Annotated in this window: 15 protein-coding genes; 3 read left to right on the top strand and 12 right to left on the bottom strand. The window is 35.6% G+C overall.

Annotated elements, in window-relative coordinates; all coding sequences use genetic code 11:
- Together AP058_RS05475 and lysA are read left to right on the top strand one after the other, a co-directional pair.
- The gene (locus AP058_RS05475; protein ID WP_066307595.1) at positions 1-1,455 is read left to right on the top strand and encodes a glutamate synthase subunit beta; all 1,455 of its coding nucleotides are present in this window, start codon (positions 1-3) and stop codon (positions 1,453-1,455) included.
- A gap of 175 nt (positions 1,456-1,630) precedes the next feature.
- Positions 1,631-2,851, top strand: a complete 1,221-nt coding sequence (lysA, locus tag AP058_RS05470; protein ID WP_066307594.1) for a diaminopimelate decarboxylase — start codon at positions 1,631-1,633, stop codon at positions 2,849-2,851.
- Between the two features lie 146 nt (positions 2,852-2,997).
- Here the strand turns inward: lysA and pafA are convergent, their stop codons facing one another.
- From pafA to AP058_RS05430, 9 genes are all read right to left on the bottom strand, one after another.
- On the bottom strand, positions 2,998-4,617 hold the full coding sequence (gene pafA / locus AP058_RS05465) for an alkaline phosphatase PafA (RefSeq protein WP_066307591.1): 1,620 nt from the start codon (positions 4,615-4,617) through the stop codon (positions 2,998-3,000).
- Between the two features lie 133 nt (positions 4,618-4,750).
- Positions 4,751-5,218 carry a DUF1456 family protein gene (locus AP058_RS05460; protein WP_066307590.1) on the bottom strand — a complete coding sequence of 156 codons (468 nt, stop codon included), beginning with the start codon at positions 5,216-5,218 and terminating at the stop codon, positions 4,751-4,753.
- 171 nt (positions 5,219-5,389) lie between these two features.
- Positions 5,390-6,418 (bottom strand): dipeptide epimerase, encoded by a 1,029-nt coding sequence (locus AP058_RS05455; RefSeq protein ID WP_066307587.1) that lies wholly within the window; start codon positions 6,416-6,418, stop codon positions 5,390-5,392.
- Between the two features lie 37 nt (positions 6,419-6,455).
- Positions 6,456-7,262: an alpha/beta hydrolase gene (locus AP058_RS05450; protein WP_066307586.1), complete on the bottom strand. Its 807-nt coding sequence runs from the start codon at positions 7,260-7,262 to the stop codon at positions 6,456-6,458.
- 28 nt (positions 7,263-7,290) lie between these two features.
- Positions 7,291-9,282, bottom strand: coding sequence for an excinuclease ABC subunit UvrB (gene uvrB, locus AP058_RS05445; RefSeq protein ID WP_066307584.1), 1,992 nt, complete (start codon positions 9,280-9,282; stop codon positions 7,291-7,293).
- A gap of 125 nt (positions 9,283-9,407) precedes the next feature.
- On the bottom strand, positions 9,408-12,452 hold the full coding sequence (locus AP058_RS05440; RefSeq protein WP_066307582.1) for a TonB-dependent receptor: 3,045 nt from the start codon (positions 12,450-12,452) through the stop codon (positions 9,408-9,410).
- A gap of 216 nt (positions 12,453-12,668) precedes the next feature.
- Positions 12,669-13,619: a 23S rRNA (adenine(1618)-N(6))-methyltransferase RlmF gene (gene rlmF / locus AP058_RS05435; RefSeq protein ID WP_066307581.1), complete on the bottom strand. Its 951-nt coding sequence runs from the start codon at positions 13,617-13,619 to the stop codon at positions 12,669-12,671.
- Positions 13,620-14,309: 690 nt separating this feature from the next.
- Positions 14,310-14,432, bottom strand: a complete 123-nt coding sequence (locus AP058_RS16625; protein WP_231739568.1) for a type II toxin-antitoxin system ParD family antitoxin — start codon at positions 14,430-14,432, stop codon at positions 14,310-14,312.
- Between the two features lie 345 nt (positions 14,433-14,777).
- Complete coding sequence (locus AP058_RS05430; RefSeq protein ID WP_066307579.1) at positions 14,778-15,722, bottom strand: alpha/beta fold hydrolase; 945 nt, start codon at positions 15,720-15,722, stop codon at positions 14,778-14,780.
- A gap of 457 nt (positions 15,723-16,179) precedes the next feature.
- Here AP058_RS05430 and AP058_RS05425 point away from each other — a divergent pair, with 457 nt between their 5' ends.
- Positions 16,180-16,776: a hypothetical protein gene (locus tag AP058_RS05425; protein WP_066307578.1), complete on the top strand. Its 597-nt coding sequence runs from the start codon at positions 16,180-16,182 to the stop codon at positions 16,774-16,776.
- 183 nt (positions 16,777-16,959) lie between these two features.
- Here the strand turns inward: AP058_RS05425 and AP058_RS05420 are convergent, their stop codons facing one another.
- The 3 genes from AP058_RS05420 to AP058_RS05410 form a co-directional block, all read right to left on the bottom strand.
- On the bottom strand, positions 16,960-17,622 hold the full coding sequence (locus AP058_RS05420) for a thiamine diphosphokinase (protein ID WP_066307576.1): 663 nt from the start codon (positions 17,620-17,622) through the stop codon (positions 16,960-16,962).
- 220 nt (positions 17,623-17,842) lie between these two features.
- A complete protein-coding gene (locus AP058_RS05415) occupies positions 17,843-18,664 on the bottom strand; it encodes a DUF4249 family protein (protein WP_066307575.1) in 822 nt (273 codons plus the stop codon).
- Between the two features lie 30 nt (positions 18,665-18,694).
- The gene (locus AP058_RS05410; RefSeq protein WP_066307574.1) at positions 18,695-21,076 is read right to left on the bottom strand and encodes a TonB-dependent receptor; all 2,382 of its coding nucleotides are present in this window, start codon (positions 21,074-21,076) and stop codon (positions 18,695-18,697) included.
- Positions 21,077-21,083 lie beyond the last annotated feature (7 nt).

Raw genomic sequence — 21,083 nt, 5'->3', positions numbered from 1 at the left:
ATGGGAAAAGTAACAGGTTTTAAAGAATTTGAAAGACAGGACGAATCATACATTGCCGTGCAAGAGCGTGTATCAAATTACAATGAATTTACAGTTCCTTTGAGTGTGGCTGAAGTATCAAAACAAGGTTCTCGCTGCATGGATTGCGGTATTCCGTTTTGTCACAGTGGTTGCCCGTTGGGAAATTTAATTCCAGATTTCAATCACATGATATATCAAGGGGAATGGCAAAAAGCATCTTGGATCTTACATTCCACAAATAATTTTCCAGAATTTACAGGACGTTTGTGTCCAGCACCTTGTGAAAAAGCGTGTGTGCTTGGACTTATAGAAGATCCAGTTGCTATAGAAAATATCGAAAAAAATATAGTCGAACGCGCGTTTCAAGAAGGTTGGATCAAACCACAACCTCCAAAAACAAGAACAGGAAAAACTGTTGCGGTAATTGGTTCTGGTCCCGCAGGTTTAGCAGCAGCGCAACAATTAAACAGAGCAGGTCATCTGGTAACGGTTTTTGAAAGGGACAATGCGATTGGCGGTTTGCTGCGTTACGGTATTCCGAATTTCAAACTAGAAAAAGGAATTATCGACAGACGTGTCGCTATTTTAAAGGCAGAAGGGATTATTTTTAAAGTCAATACTAATGTTGGTGTTAATTATCTAATAAGCGATTTAAAAGCGTTTGATGCAATTATGCTTTGTGGCGGAGCGACGGAAAAAAGAGGTTTACCAACGTCAGGAGCAGACGCCGACGGAGTGGTGCAAGCCATGGATTTCTTAACCCAGCAAACGAAGGTCGTTTATGGCGAAAAAGTCGAAAATCAATATCTCGCAACAGGCAAAGATGTAATTGTAATTGGAGGCGGTGATACAGGTTCAGATTGCGTGGGAACGTCCAATCGTCAAGGAGCCAAATCGGTAACCAATTTTGAAATCATGCCTAAACCCGCTGTGGGAAGAAGTGCCGCAACGCCTTGGCCATATTGGCCTTTACAACTAAAAACCTCTAGTTCACACAAAGAAGGTTGCGAAAGAAATTGGTTAATCAATACGAAAGAATTTATAAAAGATGTTTCAGGTAAATTAATTGCTTTGAAAACTGTTGCTGTAGAATGGAAAATTATTCCAGGTCAACGTCCCGAATTAATTGAAGTTGCAGGTTCAGAAAAAACATGGCCTTGCGATTTGGTTTTGCTCGCATTGGGTTTTACTGGTCCCGAAAAAACATTGAGTCAGCAATTGGGACTTGAAATTGATTTTAGAGGTAATTACCAAGCGAAAAATTATCAAACCAACGTACCTAATATTTTTACGGCTGGTGATATGCGCCGCGGACAGTCGCTAATTGTTTGGGCGATTTCTGAAGGAAGAGAAGCAGCGCGCCAATTGGATATTTATTTAATGGGAAAATCCGATTTGGCGACCAAAGAAGGCGGGGACTTACCGGCAGTATAATTGTAAGAATAGAAATAACAAAGCCCTTGATTTCAATTCAAGGGCTTTTTTGGTCGAAAGAATTACGAATCGTATAAATTGTTTGTTTTTAAACAATTTGTTATAATTTGTTATTTTTATCTTTTTTGTTTGTAGAAACTTAAAAGAGTAATAAATTTGCCTAAAATAACTAAACATGCAATCAAAAGATTTACTACAAATAGCAGAACAATTTGGATCGCCACTATACGTATACGATGGTGAAAAAATTCAATCGCAATATAAAAGATTAACCAAAGCTTTCGCGAAAGTAGAAAACTTAAAGATTAATTACGCAATGAAGGCATTGTCTAACATTGCCATTCTTCAGTTGTTAAAAGATATGGGAGCTGGTTTAGATACTGTTTCTATTCAAGAAGTACAACTCGGACTGCATGCAGGTTACGAGCCAGAGCGCATCTTTTTTACACCCAACGGTGTTTCTTTAGAGGAAATTGAAGAAGTAGCTGCAATGGGTGTTCAAATCAATATTGACAACTTGTCTATTTTAGAGCAATTTGGAGCAAAATATCCAGATGCACCAGTTTGTATTCGTATCAATCCGCATGTTATGGCAGGTGGAAACGAAAACATTTCAGTAGGACACATTGATAGTAAATTTGGAATTTCGGTACATCAATTGCCACATTTGGTGCGTATTGTCGAAAATACCAACATGAACATTGTCGGTATTCACATGCACACGGGTTCTGATATTTTAGATATCGAAGTATTCTTGTACGCTGCTGAAATCTTATTTGATGCGGCTCGTAATTTCAAAAACTTAGAATTCTTAGATTTTGGAAGTGGTTTTAAAGTGCCCTACAAAAAAGACGATATTGAAACAGATATTGAAGAATTAGGTAAAAAATTATCAAAAAGATTCAATTCTTTCTGTACCGAATATGGTAAAGATTTGACGTTAATCTTTGAACCAGGAAAATTTTTGGTGAGCGAAGCAGGTTCGTTTTTAGCGAAAGTAAATGTAGTGAAACAAACAACGTCAACTGTTTTTGCAGGAATTGACAGCGGATTCAATCACTTGATTCGCCCTATGTTTTACGGATCACAGCACGTTATCGAAAACATTTCTAATCCAAAAGGAAAAGAACGTTTCTATTCTGTAGTGGGCTACATTTGTGAAACAGATACATTTGCGAGCAATCGTAGAATTCAAGAAATTGCTGAAGGAGATATTTTATGCTTTAGAAATGCAGGAGCTTATTGCTTTTCAATGGCTTCAAATTACAACTCAAGATACAAACCAGCTGAGGTTTTATGGCTGAACGGTGAAGCATTTTTAATTCGTGCGCACGAAACATTTGAGGACTTGTTGAAGAATCAAATACCATTACCAACAGCAGTTGGTGCGGTGTAGGTTATATATTTAATTGTTAATGAAAAACGGAACTAAAATAATTTTAGTTCCGTTTTCTTTTTAGGAGAAATAGAATCTCAAGTTTTAAAAATTCGCTAAAAAAAAGCTGCACCAATTGATGCAGCTTTTTTGATGGTATTAAATTGTTACTTATTCAATACTTCTTCTAACACTTTAGATTCAGTTCCATTCGGGAAAGTAACTTTTATTTTTTGCGCAATAGTTGGCGCTATTTCGGTAATGTCTTTTTTATTGTACGATTCTCCAGCTTTTATTTGCCATCCGTAAAAAATTGCAGGAACGTGCGTGTCATAAGAATAAGCGGTTCCGTGCGAAGTTCCCAAAAGAGCATGCTCTGAGTAACCTGGTTTTTCTAGTATAACAATGTCACCATTTTGAGTTGCATCAAATCCTTTCGCAATAAAATCTAAGAAATAATCAGCTCCAGTAGAAGCTAAAATTTCTTCTTCAGTATATGCGCGTTTGATGTAGTCTTGCGTCATAAAATAGTCTTTAAAAGCTTGCTTTACTTTGCTTAATTCTAATCCTTTTGTTTTGATTATTTCTTTATTAAAAAATAAATTGAAATTAGAATAGTTCAAAACTAAATCTGCTCCAAAAGTTTGATTAGAGAATTCCGTTAAGCTGCTGCGAATTGTTTTTGGACTGATATAATCAACCGCATATTTGTTGTCTTTTAAATAGCCCACATTTTCCGCACCAGCGTGATCAGCCGTTAAAAACAATAAATAATTTCCTTTACCTACAGTTTTGTCTAAGTACGTTAAAAAATCAGCAATAGTTTGATCCAAACGTAAATAGGTGTCTTGCAATTCCATAGAACGTGGTCCTAACAAATGTCCAACATAGTCCGTAGATGAGAAACTCACAGCCAAGAAGTCTGTAATATTATCTTTACCTAATTCTTCACTTTTTATAGCTTCCATGGCAAATTCTGCCAATAAATCATTTCCAAAAGGAGTTGCTTTTATAATACCAGCATCTTTTTTCTCATACATTTTTTTCAAATCATACGGAAAAGTTGGTGTTTCGCTGCCATGTAATTTTCCTTCATACGGATTATTATCTGGTAAGCTTTCATTATAAGTAGCCGCTGGTTTGTACAAATCCCATCCTTTTTTGAAATACGACATATAGCGTTTTTCCGAATTAAATTTACTTACCCATTTCGGTAAAGCATCTCCGTAAAAAGAACTAGAAACAAAAGAACCTGTATTGCTATACCAAAAAGCCCAATTAGCAAAATGTCCCGCAGGTAAAATAGCACCGCGATCTTTCATGCTCAATCCAATAACTTTACCTTTAAAGTTTGTTGCCATCCTCAATTCGTCGGTGATGGTGGTTGCTTGAAGATTTTTAGGTGACATTTCACCTTCTTCTTTGCTACCATCACCAATTGTTTTTACACTAGCGTCATCGGTGCAGTACATAGTTTTACCTAATTTACGGCTAAACCAACCATTACCAACAATTCCGTGTACCGAAGGAGTTGCTCCCGTGTAAATCGAAGCGTGTCCTGGTGCCGTATAGGTTGGCATATAATTGTAATGCATGTTTTGAAAAACAAAACCATCATTCATTAATCTCTTGAAACCATTCGGTGAAAAGTCATCTGAAAAACGGTATAGATACTCCATTTTCATTTGATCCACTACAATTCCAACTACTAATTTGGGACGTTCTTGTGCTTTTAAACCAAAAGCAGTAACAAGTGCAATTGTTACAAATACAATAAGTTTTTTCATGTTTTAAATAAATTTGTAGCAAAAATAGTGATTCGCTTTTAGAATATGAGCTTGTTTTAGAATTCAAGCAAAAAACAGCCCATTTTAAGAAGTAATAAATTGTCTTTATTAAAAAAAAATCCCAAGTCTAAACTTAGGATTTTTTGCTTTTACCAAAATTGTATTTTACTTTTTCGACAACTTGCGGTTTGTTGTTGCCTTTAGGAAACTCTTTTTTAGAAGTCTTTTTAGTAGCATATTTTGCTTTAGTAGGGTCTTGATCACCTCTATGTTTTTCCTCGTCTCTTGGTTTAGACTTAAATTCAGGTCTATCATTTTGACCTTCTTTTTTCGGAATTTCTGCTTTGTGTTTTGCTAAAACTTCTGTCGGATTTTTAGGATTTTCCTTCGTTCCTCTCAAATGTATTACTAATGCATTCAAAAAGTTACGCAAAACTTGGTCGCCACATTCCATATAATTGGGGTGGTCTTCGGCTCTAAAAAAAGCACCTAATTCCGATTTAGTGATTCTAAAATCTACCAATTCTAAAATGTCTACTATTTGATCGTCACGGAGCATCAAAGCCACGCGTAATTTTTTTAAGATATCGTTATTTGTCATCATTTTATTTTTTACAAAGGTACGTTTTCTAGGCTTTCCAATTTCATATTTGATTTTTTCAGATTCAAAATAAAATCGAATATCTTAATTTGGGGGTGACCCGCAGAAAAAGCGGGTCGGGCTATGCACTTCAATCTTTTTTGATAAAAAATCAAAAAAGGATTTTCGCTGCTATCCCTCACCCAATCCCTCACATAATGAAACGCCTGTTCCAGTACCAGAAGCATATTCAATCTTACCATTCATAATAGTCACTCCGCTGGCAATATCTTCAGATAAAAGCAAAGCACCATCCATATCTACATAATCCAATTCGGGCAATAGTTGTGCGATTACCGAAATACCTACGGTCGATTCTGTCATGCAACCAACCATAGTTTTTAATCCCAATTGTTTCGCTTGCGTCAACATACGTCGGGCGGGCGTTACGCCACCACATTTCATTAGTTTAATATTAATTCCATGAAAATGACCGTGACATTTTGCGACGTCATCTTCGGTTATACAACTTTCATCGGCAATAATTGGTAGTATCGATTTCTTGAAAACGTCTCGTTGTCCTTCCCAATCTGCAGCTGCCAAAGGCTGTTCTATAAATTCTACACCTAATTTTTTTAATGTAGTAGCATTAGTTATAGTTTGCTCCGCTGTCCAAGCGCAATTAGCATCTACTCTAAAAATAGCGTTAGTGTGTTTTCTCAGCTCGGTTACAATAGCAATATCATCTGCAGTTCCTAGTTTAATTTTATAAATTGGCCACGGTTTTGCTTTTAATTTCGCAACCATATTTTCGATAGTATCAATTCCTATCGTGTAATTCGTTAACGGAATTGTACTGATATTATACTGCCACAATTCGTAGAGTTTTAAATTTTTACTTCGGGCATACCAATCATTATACGCATTGTCCAAAGCACATAATGCAAATTTATTGTGCGCTAAATGGGGTGCAAGCGTATCCCAAAAAGCTTCTGGAGGAATACCATAAGTTTGTTCAACTAGTAGTCTAACCTTTTCAATTTCAGTCATTAAATCGGGAATACTAGCATTATAGTATGGGTTAGAAGTTGCTTCTCCGTAGCCCGAAAAACCATCAGCCGTTAATGCGACAACCAAAGAAGGTTGACTGTCAATTGATTTTCGAGATATAGTAAACGTATTTTTTAACTTTAAGTCGTAAGATTTTAATTGAAGTTTCATTAGACGTCTGATATTTATTGAATAAAAAAGTGATGAATTATTGAAATTTTTCCAACCATAAAAAGCTATGTACAAAACCATCTCTCCAGAGTTTTTCATTATGCTCGCCCTTTTTAATTATTTTTGTTTCCATGTTTTTAGAAGCAATCACTTTGTTTTCTAAAAGTAAGGTTTTCATCTTTTGAAGATCATTAACCATATCATCACTTTCATGATCGCCGCATAAAAAATATATTTTGCTATCCAATTTCGGACTTATTGCAGCCAAATTATAGATTTTATCAGAAAACCAAAATGAAGGCGAGAAAATAACAGCCTTGCCAAACGTTTTAGGATATTTTAAAACGGCATACATCGAGATCAGTCCACCCAAAGAACTGCCCATAATTGATGTACTCTTTGCTGTGGTCTTTGTTTGGTAATGAGAGTCAATGTAGGGTTTTAATGTTTGTACAATAAATTCGGTGTACTTTTCACCGCTTCCGCCACCATATTTTTCGTTAGGATAAGGCGTAAGTTCGTCAATCCGCTTTTCATTTCCATGTTCAATTCCCACCACAATTATTGGAGCTCGCAAACTATCTAGTTTTTCATCAATATTCCATTCTCCTACAAAAGAAGTCTTGGCATCAAATAAATTCTGAGCATCATGCATGTACAACACCGGATATTTGGTGTTCGAATTTCTATAGTTTTCGGGCAAATAGATCCAAATCTTTTTAGTTGTCTGCAACTCTGGCGAATCAATCGAAAAAGTCGAAATATTTTTGCTAGCACTACTTTCTTGCGCTGTTGCCGTAAGAAAACCAAAGATTAAAACGAGAAATAAAATTTTTATTTTCATGAAGCAACATGTATTTAGAAATAGAAAATTAAGCCAATTGTGTTTGTAGTTTCTTAATATCGTCACGCAATTTAGCGGCTTGCATAAAGTCTAATTCCTTCGCTGCTTTTTCCATTGATTTTCGTTTTTCTCGAATCATTTTTTCTAAATCTGCTTTCGAAGAATAGGTAGTGTCTGGTTCTGCTGCCGCGTTTAAAGTGAGGCCCAATTCATAATCAGCCAACGGATTTTTAGTAAAAGCGCTTTCTATTTTTTTATTTAAGGCTTGCGGCACCAAATTGTTTTCGGTATTGAACGTCATTTGTTTGTTGCGGCGGTATTCGGTTTCGTCGATTGTTTTTTGCATACTGGCCGTAATTTTATCGGCGTATAAAATCGCTCTTCCGTTTAAGTTTCTCGCGGCACGACCAATGGTTTGAGTCAGCGAACGATGGCTTCTTAAAAAACCTTCTTTATCGGCATCTAGAATAGCGACCAACGAAACTTCAGGTAAATCCAGTCCTTCACGAAGTAAATTCACACCAATTAAAACATCGAAAATTCCTTTTCGCAAATCTTGCATGATTTCAATTCGTTCTAAGGTGTCCACTTCTGAGTGAATATAACGACAACGAATGCTGACTTTGGTTAAGTATTTAGCCAGTTCTTCAGCCATTCTCTTGGTTAAAGTAGTCACTAAAACGCGCTCATCTTTTTCAGCTCGAACCTGAATTTCTTCGATTAAATCATCAATTTGGTTCAAACTTGGTCGAATCTCAATAATTGGATCTAATAATCCTGTAGGACGAATTACTTGTTCAACTACGACACCTTCTGTTTTGGCTAATTCATAATCAGCTGGAGTCGCCGATACATAAATCACCTGATTTTGCATGGCTTCAAACTCCTCAAACTTCAACGGACGGTTGTCCATTGCTGCCGGAAGGCGGAAACCGTATTCTACTAAATTTTCTTTTCTGCTTCTGTCGCCTCCATACATGGCACTCACTTGCGAAAGTGTTACGTGACTTTCATCGACAACCATTAAATAATCTTTTGGAAAATAATCGAGCAAACAAAAGGGTCTGGTGCCAGGTAGACGGCCGTCGAGATATCGAGAATAATTTTCAATTCCAGAGCAATATCCTAATTCTCGAATCATTTCTAAATCAAAATTGGTACGCTCTTCCAGACGTTTTGCTTCTAAGTGCTTACCAATTTCCTTAAAATAATCTACTTGTTTGACTAAATCTTGTTGGATATCCCAAATTGCACCTTGCAATACGTCGGGGGAAGTCACAAACATGTTAGCCGGATAGATGGTCAATCGCTCGAACTTTTCAATGACTTTAGAGTCTTTGGTATCAAAACTTTCTATTTCTTCAATTTCATCTCCAAAGAAATGAATTCGATACGCCTCATCGGCATAACTTGGATACACATCTACTGTGTCGCCTTTTATTCGAAAACTTCCCGGATTAAAATCAGCTTCGGTTCTAGAATATAAACTTTGCACCAGCTGATGCAATAATTTAGTTCGAGAAATAACTTGACCTTTCTCAATCGGAATTAAATTTTTCTGAAATTCTACAGGGTTTCCAATACCGTACAAACAGGAAACCGATGCGACAACCAAAATATCTCTCCGACCAGAAAGTAACGAAGCCGTTGTTGACATTCGCATTTTTTCTAATTCTTCGTTGATGGATAAATCCTTTTCAATGAAAACACCAGTTACTGGCATAAAAGCTTCGGGTTGGTAATAGTCGTAATACGACACAAAATATTCCACCGCATTATTGGGGAAAAACTGCTTGAATTCGGAATACAGCTGAGCAGCCAATGTTTTATTGTGCGCCAAAACTAAAGTAGGACGTTGTACTTCTTGAATTACGTTGGCTACCGTAAAGGTTTTTCCTGAGCCCGTAACTCCCAAGAGTGTCTGGAACTTTTCACCATCCTCAATTCCTTGGGATAATTTTTCGATAGCTTGCGGTTGATCGCCTTTGGGACTGTAATCGGAAACAACTTGGAAATTCATCTGTTATGTTGAAAATTAGGAATTACAAAGTTACAAAGTTTGAATTCTTTTTGCACTTAAGTTTAAGCCAAAAAAAAAACCATCTTGCTGAGCATGATGGTTTTTCATTTTTAAAAAGGTAATTATTAGAAACTGAAACTTAATCGAGCAAAAAGGAATCTTCCGTTTTGACCAAATTGAGATGTATTTCTTGAATAGACAAATTGGTTTGCATTTGATAAATCAATAGTAGAGGGAGTAGCCGTATAGTCAATAGCACCACCAACTAATCTTGGTCTGATCACGCTTTGTGGACCTAAATTTTCATCAGGATAAATGTCAAAAATATTATTGGCTCCGATGACAATTTTGGCCGCTTCTGTGATTTTGAAACCTACCGATAAATCAGTGATTATTTTTGCTCCCCAAATTGGGTGCTCTACTTCAATTACTTGCCCGTTTACCAGCGCTCCTTCAACTCTTCCGTCTCCATTTGCATCAGCAGTGTTAGGATCGGTCACTTTTCCAAAATAAACATTTCTTAAAAAGAAATCGAATTTTTTATACGTTAATGAGTTAGTCAAATTAGCCTTAACTCTTGGAATTGCTTCTTGCAAATACACACGACTTGCCTCAGAGTAATATCTGTTTACTTGACCAGCAGCCTCTAATATTGGTGAAGCATGAATAGTACCCACTCGGTACGTTTGGGAGAACGTTCCTGATAAATCTGATTTTAAAGAAACATTGTTTCCAAAACTTGTTTTATGACTAATTACCACATCAATACCTTTTGATTCTGTGTCAATTGCATTAGCAAAAAATGTGGCTGCTGTTGCGCCTGCAGTATCAAATAAAGCATTTAAAGTAGCGTTTGGCGTTCCCGCTGCTGGAGTTCCACCTGGTCTAGAAAATTGATCAGTAAGAACGACTCTATCATCAATTTGTACGATGTAAGCATCTGCAGTTAAAGTGATGTTAGCGGCAGGAATTTTTGCTGTAAAACCGATACTAGCACTTTTAGATTCTTCTTGTTTCAATTTAGGAATTCCTAATAATTGCGCTGGTTGCGAATCGTTGCTAAAAGTTCCTACTTCAAATGGTACGCCACCTACAAATTGTGTAGCCGTCGAATTAAAATAGATTTGGTGTAAAGATGGTGCTCTAAATCCAGTTGAAATCGCTCCACGTAAATTGATGTTTTCTGTTACTTTGTAACGTGTGGCTACTTTGAAATTAGTTGTGTTTCCAAAATCTGAATAATTTTCAAAACGCAAGGCTCCGTTAACCAACCATTTTTCAGTAACGTCTAATTCTAAGTCAGTGTATAAAGCATAACTATTACGTCCTTTATCAACTGCATTTGCAGGTCTGAAACCTGGAAAAACTTGTGCTCCACCTGGTCTTGTAGCATTGTAAAAGTCAGTTACTTTGATGTTTGCAGGAGTTGTTCCCGTTACAACTGCTCCATTAATATCATAGAGGTTGTAAGAGTCCGGCACACCTTGACTAATGTTAAAGTTTTCATGACGGTACTCTGCTCCAAAAGCTACATTTAAACCTTGAAGAACTTCGTACTTTTTATTCATGTCAAAATTAGTGGTATTTTGTGCAAAAGCTAAACCACCAGCATCAAATTCAGTTGGAGAACCTTCTCTCATCGAAGAGTTCACTGTATTTTCAATAGAATAATCAAAAGCATTTCTACCAAATGTATTACTCAAATCAAAATTCCAATCTTTAAATAACAGTCCTCTAAGTCCCGCGGCAACAGACGCATCATTTATTGTAGAGTGAATTTCTGGTAAGAATCCATTCGGGTATAAACCTGAATATCCTCTCGACTGATTCGGTCGTCTGTAAAAACCAGCAGCTTCACCATCTCTAAAGCTTGTTCCTCCAAAAGCATAAATTTCTAGATTATCATTTATAGGATAAGCAGCGTTTAAAAAGAATTGAGCACTTTTTAAAGAAGATTGTCCGACTCTCATATTAAAATCTTTTCTCTGTAAATTTCTAAAGGCTAATTCACCTTCTGTCGCATCAAAGTTTAGAGCGGTTTGCATTTGAGAAATAGTGGTAGCGTCGAGAATTGCGGTTTGCTGTGCACCTGTAAAGTAACTTACCGATGGAGCGTATAATTTAATTGCACTAAGTATTTGTGCGGTGTTTGGTGTATTGGTAATGTTTGCGAACAAAGAATTAATATTTGTTCCTGCAGTTGCAGCTCTATCCTCTATAGCATTGTAGGCGTTGAATAAAGCTCCAGTTACATCTTTTGCTCTGCTTGTAGCATCTCTAAGTTGAAAACTTGCGGTCGCATTAATAAAACTTTTTTCTTTACCCAAACTGGTTCCGTAGTTTAAGTCTAATTGATAATTTCCACCATCAACACCACCGGAATGGTCATTAGCACCTTTAGAAAAGTTTCCGCCAGAAAAAAGATTGACATCTAATTTATTGGTGTTTTTCTTAACGTTAATGTTGATTACACCGGCAATAGCATCAGAACCATATTGTGCCGAAGCACCATCTCTTAACACTTCAATTCTTTCGATAGCAAAAGCAGGAATGGCATTTAAATCTGTACCTACAGATCCTCTACCTGGAGAACCATTTATGTTTACTAGGGAAGAAGTATGGCGTCTTTTTCCGTTCACTAAAACTAAAACCTGGTCTGGACCTAAACCTCTTAATTGTGCTGGGTCAATGTGGTCTGTTCCGTCAGCTACAGTTGTAGAGTTTGACGTAAAAGATGGAGCAACCATGTTTAAAATTTGACTTAAATTGACTTGTGGTCCTTGCGAAGAAATGTCTTTCATATTGATGACATCAATAGGAGCTGTAGACTCTGTTACTGTTCTAGCAGGATTACGAGATCCTAGTACAACAACATCTTCTAGTGATTCGCCAGAACCTTTTAGAGTCACATTTAATGAGTTTCCCGTTACAGTCCATGATTTTGTTTCTAGTCCAACATAAGAAAATTGCAAAACATCTCCCATTTTTGCAGTAATGCTGTAGCTACCATCAAAATCTGATGTGGTTCCTTTTGCAGTTCCTTTTACAATAATAGTTGTTCCAGGTAAGGTTGCGTTTGATTCATCGGTTACCACACCGGTAATTTTAATTTCCTGAGCGCTTAGTGCAACCGAGAAAATTAAGGTTAGAATAAACAGAAGTTTTTTCATTTGTGGTCGTTTAAGGTTATATTGGCTAAAATACTACTTAAATAACGTTAAAATTTATTTATTCGACTGAATTTCTATTTAATATTGAATTATGATTGATATTAAATATTTTTTTGAAAGAATGTAATAATAGGATGTTTTTTTCTGCAGAACTATAATTATTGATTTCATAATCGTCTTAGAGCTCTCTATTAAAAAACAAATCAACAACTTATTTTAAAATTTCCATGCTTTTTGCTGTGTTTCACTTATAAAAGTCCACGCTACAAAACGACTTGTTTTTTGTCCCTGTGCCATATCAACTGTTTTTATGGTTACGGCCTGAACTTTTGCTAAGGTTTTATAAATCGTTTTTAGGTTATCACTTTTTGACACTAAAGTTGTAAACCATAAGCATTGCATTGGGTATTTGGCACTTTCATAAATCATTTGCTTAATAAATGCTAGTTCGCCACCATCGCACCACAATTCGGCATGTTGTCCACCAAAATTTAAAACAGGCTTGTCAGTTTTTTGCGCAGTCGGATTCAAATTAGTTACTTTCCGAATCGTGCTTTTCTGTGCTTCTTCAGCAGAATTATGAAAAGGAGGATTGCAAAGTGTAAATGCAAAACGATCTTCTGGAGTAATAATATTTTTAAAAATAAAACGCGACTCTGTTTGTTGCTGCAAACTAATTACCTCATTTAATTTCGGATTGTTTTCTATGATTGCGCTACAATTATCAATTGCTTTTGGATCGATGTCTGTACCAACAAAGCTCCAACCGTAAGTAGCATTGCCAATAATTGGGTAAATACAATTGCTACCTACGCCAATATCTAATCCCATTACATTTTCTCCTTCGGGAATTTTTCCGTCGTTAGATAAAGCTAATAAGTCGGCGATGTAATGAATGTAGTCTGCGCGACCAGGAATAGGCGGACAAAGATAATCTTTAGGAATATCCCAATTTTGAATGTCGTAATACGTTTGCAATAATGCTTTATTGAGTTGTTTTACAGCTTCGGGCTCACTGAAATCGATACTTTCAATTTGGTGTTTGTTTACAAAAACAAACGGTTTCAATGCAGGGTTTTGCCCTATAAGTTTTTCGAAATCATAACGGCTTCGATGTAAATTTCTAGGATGCAAATTGGTCTTAACCGAAGTGGAGGTCTCTTTCATTAGATTTTATTTCGGCGCAAAGATACATATTCCAAATTGGATATATTTTAAGATTGAATAGTAATAGAACGGCAATACTACTTATTTTAAACGGCACTTAAATTAGCAGACTAAAATGATTATAAAAAGTAAATAATGAAAGGTGTCTTGTATAATTGGCTCTTATTTTTTAATCAGCGTTTCTAGTGTTATTATATGGTCAGGGTTGTCTTGGCGCTAGAAGTTGGCTGCGACTTTAGAGCAAAGTGTTTTCTGGTACAGGAATGCATGATAATGACCGTTTATTCTACTAAAATCAGATTTATTTTGTAATGGACATTAGCAGTAGCTTTTCTATGTATTCGGACAATTTGTTTTTATTATCCATTCTTTCATATAAAAATTTAGCTACTTCAATTTTATTAATTTTATCTATTTTAAAGAAAACTAAATTTGATTTTACTCTTGAATATTTATATGATTTTCTAATTTTTATGATATCGCGAGCCACATCTAAATTACGGACGGTATATTCAATTAGGTCAATAATTAAGTTGTCGTATCTATCAGCTTTTTCAATAGGCCAATTTTCTGCCGTATAAATCCAAATGCTATTACTATCGTCTAATGCCTTTTACCAATTATATACTAGAAGATTGTTTTTGAAAATTAGATTTAGTATTCATAGATTTTTATTTCGGTCAAAATTGTTTATTTTAAGACTCTTTCATTTAGTTCATTTATTAACATTTGAGCTTTTGTTTCTTTTTGTTCGAAAAACGCTAAAGTGGTTCTCGCAACTTCACTTAAATAACTATATTTTCCTCTAGAAATTTGTTCATTGATAAATTTTTAAAAATGGTCTCCCAATAATATTGATGTATTTCGTACCATAATTTTTTTTACCATCTATATTAATAATTAGGACTAAATTCAATTTTATGTTTTTTAGCGCAAAAGTTATTGCTACCAATTGCGCCTGGGATATCTAGTTTTCTAATTTTTTAAAATACTGACTTTGAACGGTATTGAAAGATAATAAAACGCAATTAAGAACAAAGGTTTCCGTGATTACTACTTTTAAAAGTAAGTTAAAAAGCACGTTACTTTTAATCAAAATTTATTTTTATTTCGTAATGGATATTTACGGACAATTATTTATATGATAGACTGTTCCTGTTAATTGCTGTTTGCGTTACTCGAAGTTCCCAGAAGAAAGAGCTGTGCATCTGCGGCCGTTTGCTTCGGTAGTTCCTCCATCGGAATATGTCCAACACCTGGATACATAATCAATTTTGAATTTGGTAAATCTTGCTGGAATCGCTTGCCTAATTGGGGTTCTATCCACGTGTCTTTTGCGCCCCATACTAGTAATGTAGGCGTTTTAATATTTTTTATCTTTTGATACTGCGTAAAGTGGAGACTTTTTACAACATCTAAAAATGCACCTCTGTTTCCTTCACCTCTAGCATAATCGTAGTATCTGTCGATAACGGTATCCGTGATTTTAGAATCATCGCCGTAAACTTGCTTAAGTATATGAGCAATTAGGAAGCGAGGAGTAGTATTTTTAAATAAAGGAGCGATCGGAGTTTGAGCTACTTTAAATACAAATGGAGTGGTGTCGTTGGTAAAAGGATAACCCGCAGCATCGATCAAAATCATCTTTTTTACCAAGTTGGGATGCGCTGAAGCAACGTTCCAAGTAATGTATCCTCCTAATGAACTTCCTGTCATATAACAAGCATCAATAGTAAGGGCATCCAAAAAAGATTTCATAAACGAAACATAGAACTCAATTGAATACTCATGCGTTGGGTTCGGACCTGTTAAAGCAAAACCAGGTAAATCCAACCGAATAATTCGGAAATTAGCTTTAAGTTCCTCTTCCCAACCGTCCCAAGTGTTTAAAGAAGATCCAATTCCGTGAAGAAGTATCAGTGGTGTTCCTTGACCTTCATCGGTATAATGGTCTTGCATTCCGTTAATTTTTATAAATTTAGAATGTTCATTGGTGTACTTTGTTTTTAATTCTTGTACCGGAATATCCGAGCGCATCAGAGAAACAATTAATAGACAAATAACTATCAATATCAATAGAAAGTAAGAGGCAATTTTTTTCATTAATGTCTAGGTCTGCGTTTTTGTTGTGGTTTAAGATCATGCCAACTGTTTTCATTTAGAGCTTTTTCTAATTTTGAATTTAGCTTAGCAGTTCTTACTGAACAATACTACGTAAAAAAGATTTAGAAGAGATATAAGGTCTTTCTCTAAGTATTTCAAAAGTAAATAAAAGCGAGATTATACTACCGTTTTTCTCGACTATTATTAACCTATTAGCCCCGATAGAGCCGGTATCCTTTTTGTGCCAATGATAATTGGGCCAAAAAGATATAGGTGAAAGCGGGATTAGCTCCTTAAGATCTTAAGTGATATTTGTAATTCTTTGGATTTTACATTCGAAGGACATCAGCTTTTAAGACTTTACATACAATAAATCAGGAAAATTATAGTTTTATGATGAGGTATTGTTGCGTTTTTTTTGCGCAATTGCGAGATGTTTATAAATAATTTAAAGCGTATGAAAAAGATATTTTTTTTGATGGTTATGAGTAGTATTTCTTTGCAAGGTTTTGCACAAGAAATTAATAAGTCGAAGTTTAAAGCAGTTCCACCAAAGGAATCTAAAATTAAAAAGGAAATTCCACCTGCCGAAAGCGCACCAAAAGGAAATCCGCCAGCACTGGTTGCAAAGCCAAATCCGCTCGAAATTAATCCGGAAGAACTATTTAGTGATAGTGCGCTTTACAAAAAAGAGTCGAATAGCGAAGGTGTTTTTTACAGACGCAACCAATATTTAGGAAGTTTTGCTACCAAATCATTTACTTCCACAATTCGCTACCGTGACGCAGCTTTTGTAGATGGTGACAAGATAAAAGTATACTTGAACGACAAGGTTATTGAGCCAGAAGTGGATTTGGATAGTGAATTTGGTGGATTTAAAATAAACTTAGTTCCGGGCACAAATAAAATAGATTTTGAAGCTTTGAACGAAGGATTTGCTGCACCTAATACAGCCGAATTTCAAGTGTACGACGATCAAGGCGCTGTTATTTTTGGTAGTCAATGGAATGTAGGTACAGGTTATAAAGCAACCATTATATTAGTAAAAGAATAACTGGTTATTACTTATTTTAGTAAATAAACAAAGCCCTTTACTGTAAAGGGCTTTGTTTTATCATAGAGTCTGCAAAGAGGATTTATGGTTATTATTTTTTCCTGTAAACTTCAAATTGTGATTTTTTTACTTGCTATTTGCTTTCCTAAACCTTTTATTAAAAATTAATGTAATTCTAAATGCTTAATCAAAACATTCCATCAATAATAAATCACCTTTGGTATGAGTGATGGTGACTATACCATCATTGGCAACACTATTGCTACTTCCGGTGCGGTATCCCATAGTGAGTGTATCGTTTTGTAAGGGGTAAATTAAATTGATAGATTGTAATCCGCTTACTTCTCCAATTGGAATTAATGAAATTGGTGTATTGGCGGTATACCATTTTTCGAACTTCTGCGGCAACAAAAATATTTTAGAATGATCGTCTAGAATTACAATTTTTAATAAATCACGGTAGCGTACAATATTGGTTACGTTAGTTATGGTGTGATCGGCGCGTTTGCCTGTTGCCCAAATTACGTTGGCTGCAGGTATTTTTCGGTCAATGAGGTAATCAAATGCTTTTTCTAAATCGGTTTTGTCTTGGTTGGGCGTGTGTACAATTTCAATTGGATATTGTTTAGTCTTATAGATTTCTGGGTCAAAACCACGATCGAAGTCACCCAACAAAACATCGACTTTTATTCCCAATTCCATCACGCGTTCCATGGCCGAATCGAGTACAATGACCAAAGGAGACCATTCTAATAATTGTCCTAATAATTCAGAATTACATGCGGCGCCATTGGCTATAATTAGAGCAGGTTCTTGATCGTCGCGAACAATATGATGTGATGACATAATGATTAAGTTTGAGTGCAAATTTAGATAAAAAGCAGCCTTTAAGTTCCTTTAGTAGAAATCCTTCAATCGAATAAAATTCTGCTTCAACTAAATTTAATGTATTTTTTGAAAGACATAAAAATACTTCACAAATTAGAACTTATAAAAGCAATGAAATTCATCTGAATGAACTTGCTAAGCAGTTTTTTTTTAATTCAATTCGTGGTTGTAGTGATTTTTATTCTATCGTATATTTTCGAGAATCAGTTTCGCTTAAAGAAAAGTAGCCCAAAGCAAAATTGTCAAAATTGGTTTTGTTAATCAAATTTCCTCTTACGGTAGCGGGTGGCGATTGAAATGGTCCACCAGAGCTTCCGCCAGCAACATTGATCAAAATAGACATGTATTCATAGTATTCTTTAGAAATTCCGATGTGTTTTAGCTCCACTTCGTCACCAATTTCTAAATCTCCATTGTTAGAAGAACTAAAAACTTCGTTGCCTTGATAAAATTTATCACTAGAAACAAAATAGTTCGAGATTACTTTATTGGAGTAAGTATACAAAAACAAGTAATAATTATCCGCTGCCGCAGGATCAGTATAAAATGCTTTTACTTCGACCTCGGTTCCTAAAATACCACCTTCATTGTCTTGTTCCAAACGCGTAATGGGTGCGACCGATTTTAGTTTTTCTGTGGCATTGTAGGTTTCTCCGTTCGTTATTATGGTGAGTGTGTACGTTTCGTCTAGTACTGGTATAAAATCAGTACAACTGTACTTTCCTGTAGTTTGCAATTCAATAAAATCAAAACGGACCTTACTACTATTGCTAATATAAACTGTTGCGCCAGAAACTACAGGAATGTCTTGATCATAAAATCCCGAAGTGGTAGTTAACTTGATAATTTGTTGATTTCCAAGAGTACCTTTGCTCCAATTAATCGCTGCTTCAACGACAAGTTTTGGTGGCGCTTTGTCCAATTCTAAATCAATTATATTTTCGCAACTAGAAACGAAGAAAGTAAGGAGGAGTGTTGCTAAAAGAGCTATGTTTTTCATGTTGTATTTTTTTCTAGGAGAACCTTATTTTTAGAATTTGAAATTGTAAGTCACAGCAGGAACGATTCCGAAAATTGAAAGTTTTACTGCCTCATTCGAACCTGTGTCTTCATTTTGTCCAAAACTAATGGAAGCGGCATTCATTCGGTTGTACACGTTATAAATACTAAAGACCCATTCGCCTTTCCAATTTCTATCTTTATTCTTGCTTGGTGTTAAAGTCGCCGACAAATCCAAGTGATGGAAAGTCGGTAAACGATTGTCATTTCGCAAGCCATAACTAGGAACGCTGATGCCTAAATACTCATATTTTCCATTAGGATAGGTAACAGGTTGTCCTGATTGTACGATGAAACTCGCTCCAAAATCCCACTTCTTGTTTAAATTATATGAGGTAGTTACTGCTAAATTATGTGTTTTATCATACGCAGACGTATACCATTTTCCATTATTAATCCCGGTCTCTTCTAACGTTCTTCCAGGCGTTTGCTGTTCTGATCTGGACAAGGTGTAGGAGATCCATCCATTCAGTTTTCCTTCGTTTTTCTTCAACATCAATTCTAATCCATAGGAACGCATTCGGCCATTCAGAATTACTTGCTCAATGGCGTCATTGGCAATTAAGTTGGCCCCATCAATATAATCCAATCGGTTTTGAATCTTTTTATAAAAACTCTCGACTTCAATTGAGTAATCACCGTTTTTAATATTCTTAAAATAACCAACAGCCACTTGATCGGCAATTTGTGGTTTAACATAAGTATCACTTGGTGTCCAGATGTCTAATGGAGTAGGAGAGGACGTGTTAGAAACCAACTGTAAATACTGTATCATTCGGTTGTAGCTGGCTTTTACCGCTTGATCCTCATTGATTTGGTAGCCAATTGAAAAGCGAGGTTCAAAATTGTCAAAACTCTGAATGACTTTATTTGTATCAAAATATTTTGTACTTGTCGGTATTGCTTTTTGGTAAATCTGTAAATTTTGATTAAAAGTTACAGGATTATTGTCTTGGTAATAATTTACGGTTGACGAACCCAATCGGTAAAACAAGCTGTAGCGCAAACCATAAGCAAGCGATAGTTTTTTCGTCAATTTGCTTTCTGCTTCCAGGTATAAAGAAGGCTCAAAAGCATATTTTTTATCCAATTGATTCGAATTGATTCCAGAGGTTTCGTCTGTTGGTTTTATCGTCCCCGGATTAAAATCATAATAAATACCATTAACGCCATAATTCAGTTTAAATTTCTCTGAAATATAATGCTTGAAATCGTATTTGATGTTGTAATTCTTAATGCCTGAATCCCATTTGAAACCTACGAATTTCAGATCTAATCCATAGTAATAATCACTGTAAATGACGGATAGATTCGAAAATAATTTATCAGAAAACAAATGATTCCAACGTAAATTTAATGTTGAATTGCCATACGTATTAGTGAAACTTTTATTCAAACTAAACACGTCGCGACCAAAATAACCAGAAACATACAGGTTATTATTGTCGTTTAGTTTGTAGCTTATTTTCATATTTAAATCATAAAAATAAGCCGAATTATCTTTGTTTTCTTCGCTTAGCTTTAAAAACAAATGGGCATAAGAAGTTCTTCCGCCAATCAAGAAAGAACCTTTGTCTTTTACAATTGGGCCTTCAAGCAATAGGCGACTAGAAATTAAGCCAATTCCGCCAGTCATATGAAAATCCTTGCTGTTTCCATCCTTCTGATAAATATCTAAAACAGAAGAAGCTCTTCCGCCATAGCGTGCTGGAATTCCTCCTTTATATAATTTTAAATCTTTAATCGCATCGGGATTAAAAACCGAGAAAAATCCGAAAACATGAGACGAATTAAAAATGGTCGCTTCATCTAATAAAATTAAGTTTTGATCAGCTCCACCGCCGCGAACATTAAATCCAGAAGCACCTTCGCCCGCATTGGTCACGCCAGGCAATAGTAAAATAGATTTAATAACGTCTACTTCTCCCAACACCACAGGCATTTTTTTGATGGTCGAAATTGACATTTTATTCACGCTCATCTCTGGAGTTCGAGTATTGGCACGACCGCGATTGTCTGTAATTACTACTTCATTTAACTGTTCTCCTCCTTCTTTTAAGGAAAGATTAAGTTTGGTGCTTTTGGAGATCACAATATTTTGAACAATGGTTTGGTAGCCAATGTAACTAATTTCTAGATTTTGTTGGCCCGCAGGAACGGTGACAGAGTAGAACCCGTACTCATTCGTTGTGGTTCCGATTTTGAGGTCTGGAAAATAAATATTTACCCCAATTAAAGTTTCGTTGTTTTTGGAGTCACTAATAGTTCCGTTTAAAGTATATTTTTCTTGAGCGTAAGAAAATAAGCTACTTAGGAATAAAAGTAGGAGAAAAAAATTTTGTTTGAGGGCCATTGGTTAT

Source organism: Flavobacterium sp. TAB 87, assembly GCF_001529295.1.
Classification (GTDB): domain Bacteria; phylum Bacteroidota; class Bacteroidia; order Flavobacteriales; family Flavobacteriaceae; genus Flavobacterium.
The sequence above is the reverse complement of the archived record's forward strand: the minus strand, read 5'-3'. Positions and strand labels throughout refer to the sequence as shown.

Excerpts from the sequence above, each read along its gene's own strand:
- AP058_RS05420 (WP_066307576.1), bottom strand. The coding sequence starts at position 17,622 with ATGTCATCACATCATATTGTTCGCGACGATCAAGAACCTGCTCTAATT.
- AP058_RS05450 (WP_066307586.1), bottom strand. The coding sequence starts at position 7,262 with ATGAAAATAAAAATTTTATTTCTCGTTTTAATCTTTGGTTTTCTTACG.
- AP058_RS05410 (WP_066307574.1), bottom strand. The coding sequence starts at position 21,076 with ATGGCCCTCAAACAAAATTTTTTTCTCCTACTTTTATTCCTAAGTAGC.
- AP058_RS05430 (WP_066307579.1), bottom strand. The coding sequence starts at position 15,722 with ATGAAAAAAATTGCCTCTTACTTTCTATTGATATTGATAGTTATTTGT.
- AP058_RS05415 (WP_066307575.1), bottom strand. The coding sequence starts at position 18,664 with ATGAAAAACATAGCTCTTTTAGCAACACTCCTCCTTACTTTCTTCGTT.
- lysA (WP_066307594.1), top strand. The coding sequence starts at position 1,631 with ATGCAATCAAAAGATTTACTACAAATAGCAGAACAATTTGGATCGCCA.
- AP058_RS05455 (WP_066307587.1), bottom strand. The coding sequence starts at position 6,418 with ATGAAACTTCAATTAAAATCTTACGACTTAAAGTTAAAAAATACGTTT.
- AP058_RS05475 (WP_066307595.1), top strand. The coding sequence starts at position 1 with ATGGGAAAAGTAACAGGTTTTAAAGAATTTGAAAGACAGGACGAATCA.
- AP058_RS05440 (WP_066307582.1), bottom strand. The coding sequence starts at position 12,452 with ATGAAAAAACTTCTGTTTATTCTAACCTTAATTTTCTCGGTTGCACTA.
- AP058_RS05425 (WP_066307578.1), top strand. The coding sequence starts at position 16,180 with ATGAAAAAGATATTTTTTTTGATGGTTATGAGTAGTATTTCTTTGCAA.
- AP058_RS05460 (WP_066307590.1), bottom strand. The coding sequence starts at position 5,218 with ATGACAAATAACGATATCTTAAAAAAATTACGCGTGGCTTTGATGCTC.
- rlmF (WP_066307581.1), bottom strand. The coding sequence starts at position 13,619 with ATGAAAGAGACCTCCACTTCGGTTAAGACCAATTTGCATCCTAGAAAT.
- pafA (WP_066307591.1), bottom strand. The coding sequence starts at position 4,617 with ATGAAAAAACTTATTGTATTTGTAACAATTGCACTTGTTACTGCTTTT.
- uvrB (WP_066307584.1), bottom strand. The coding sequence starts at position 9,282 with ATGAATTTCCAAGTTGTTTCCGATTACAGTCCCAAAGGCGATCAACCG.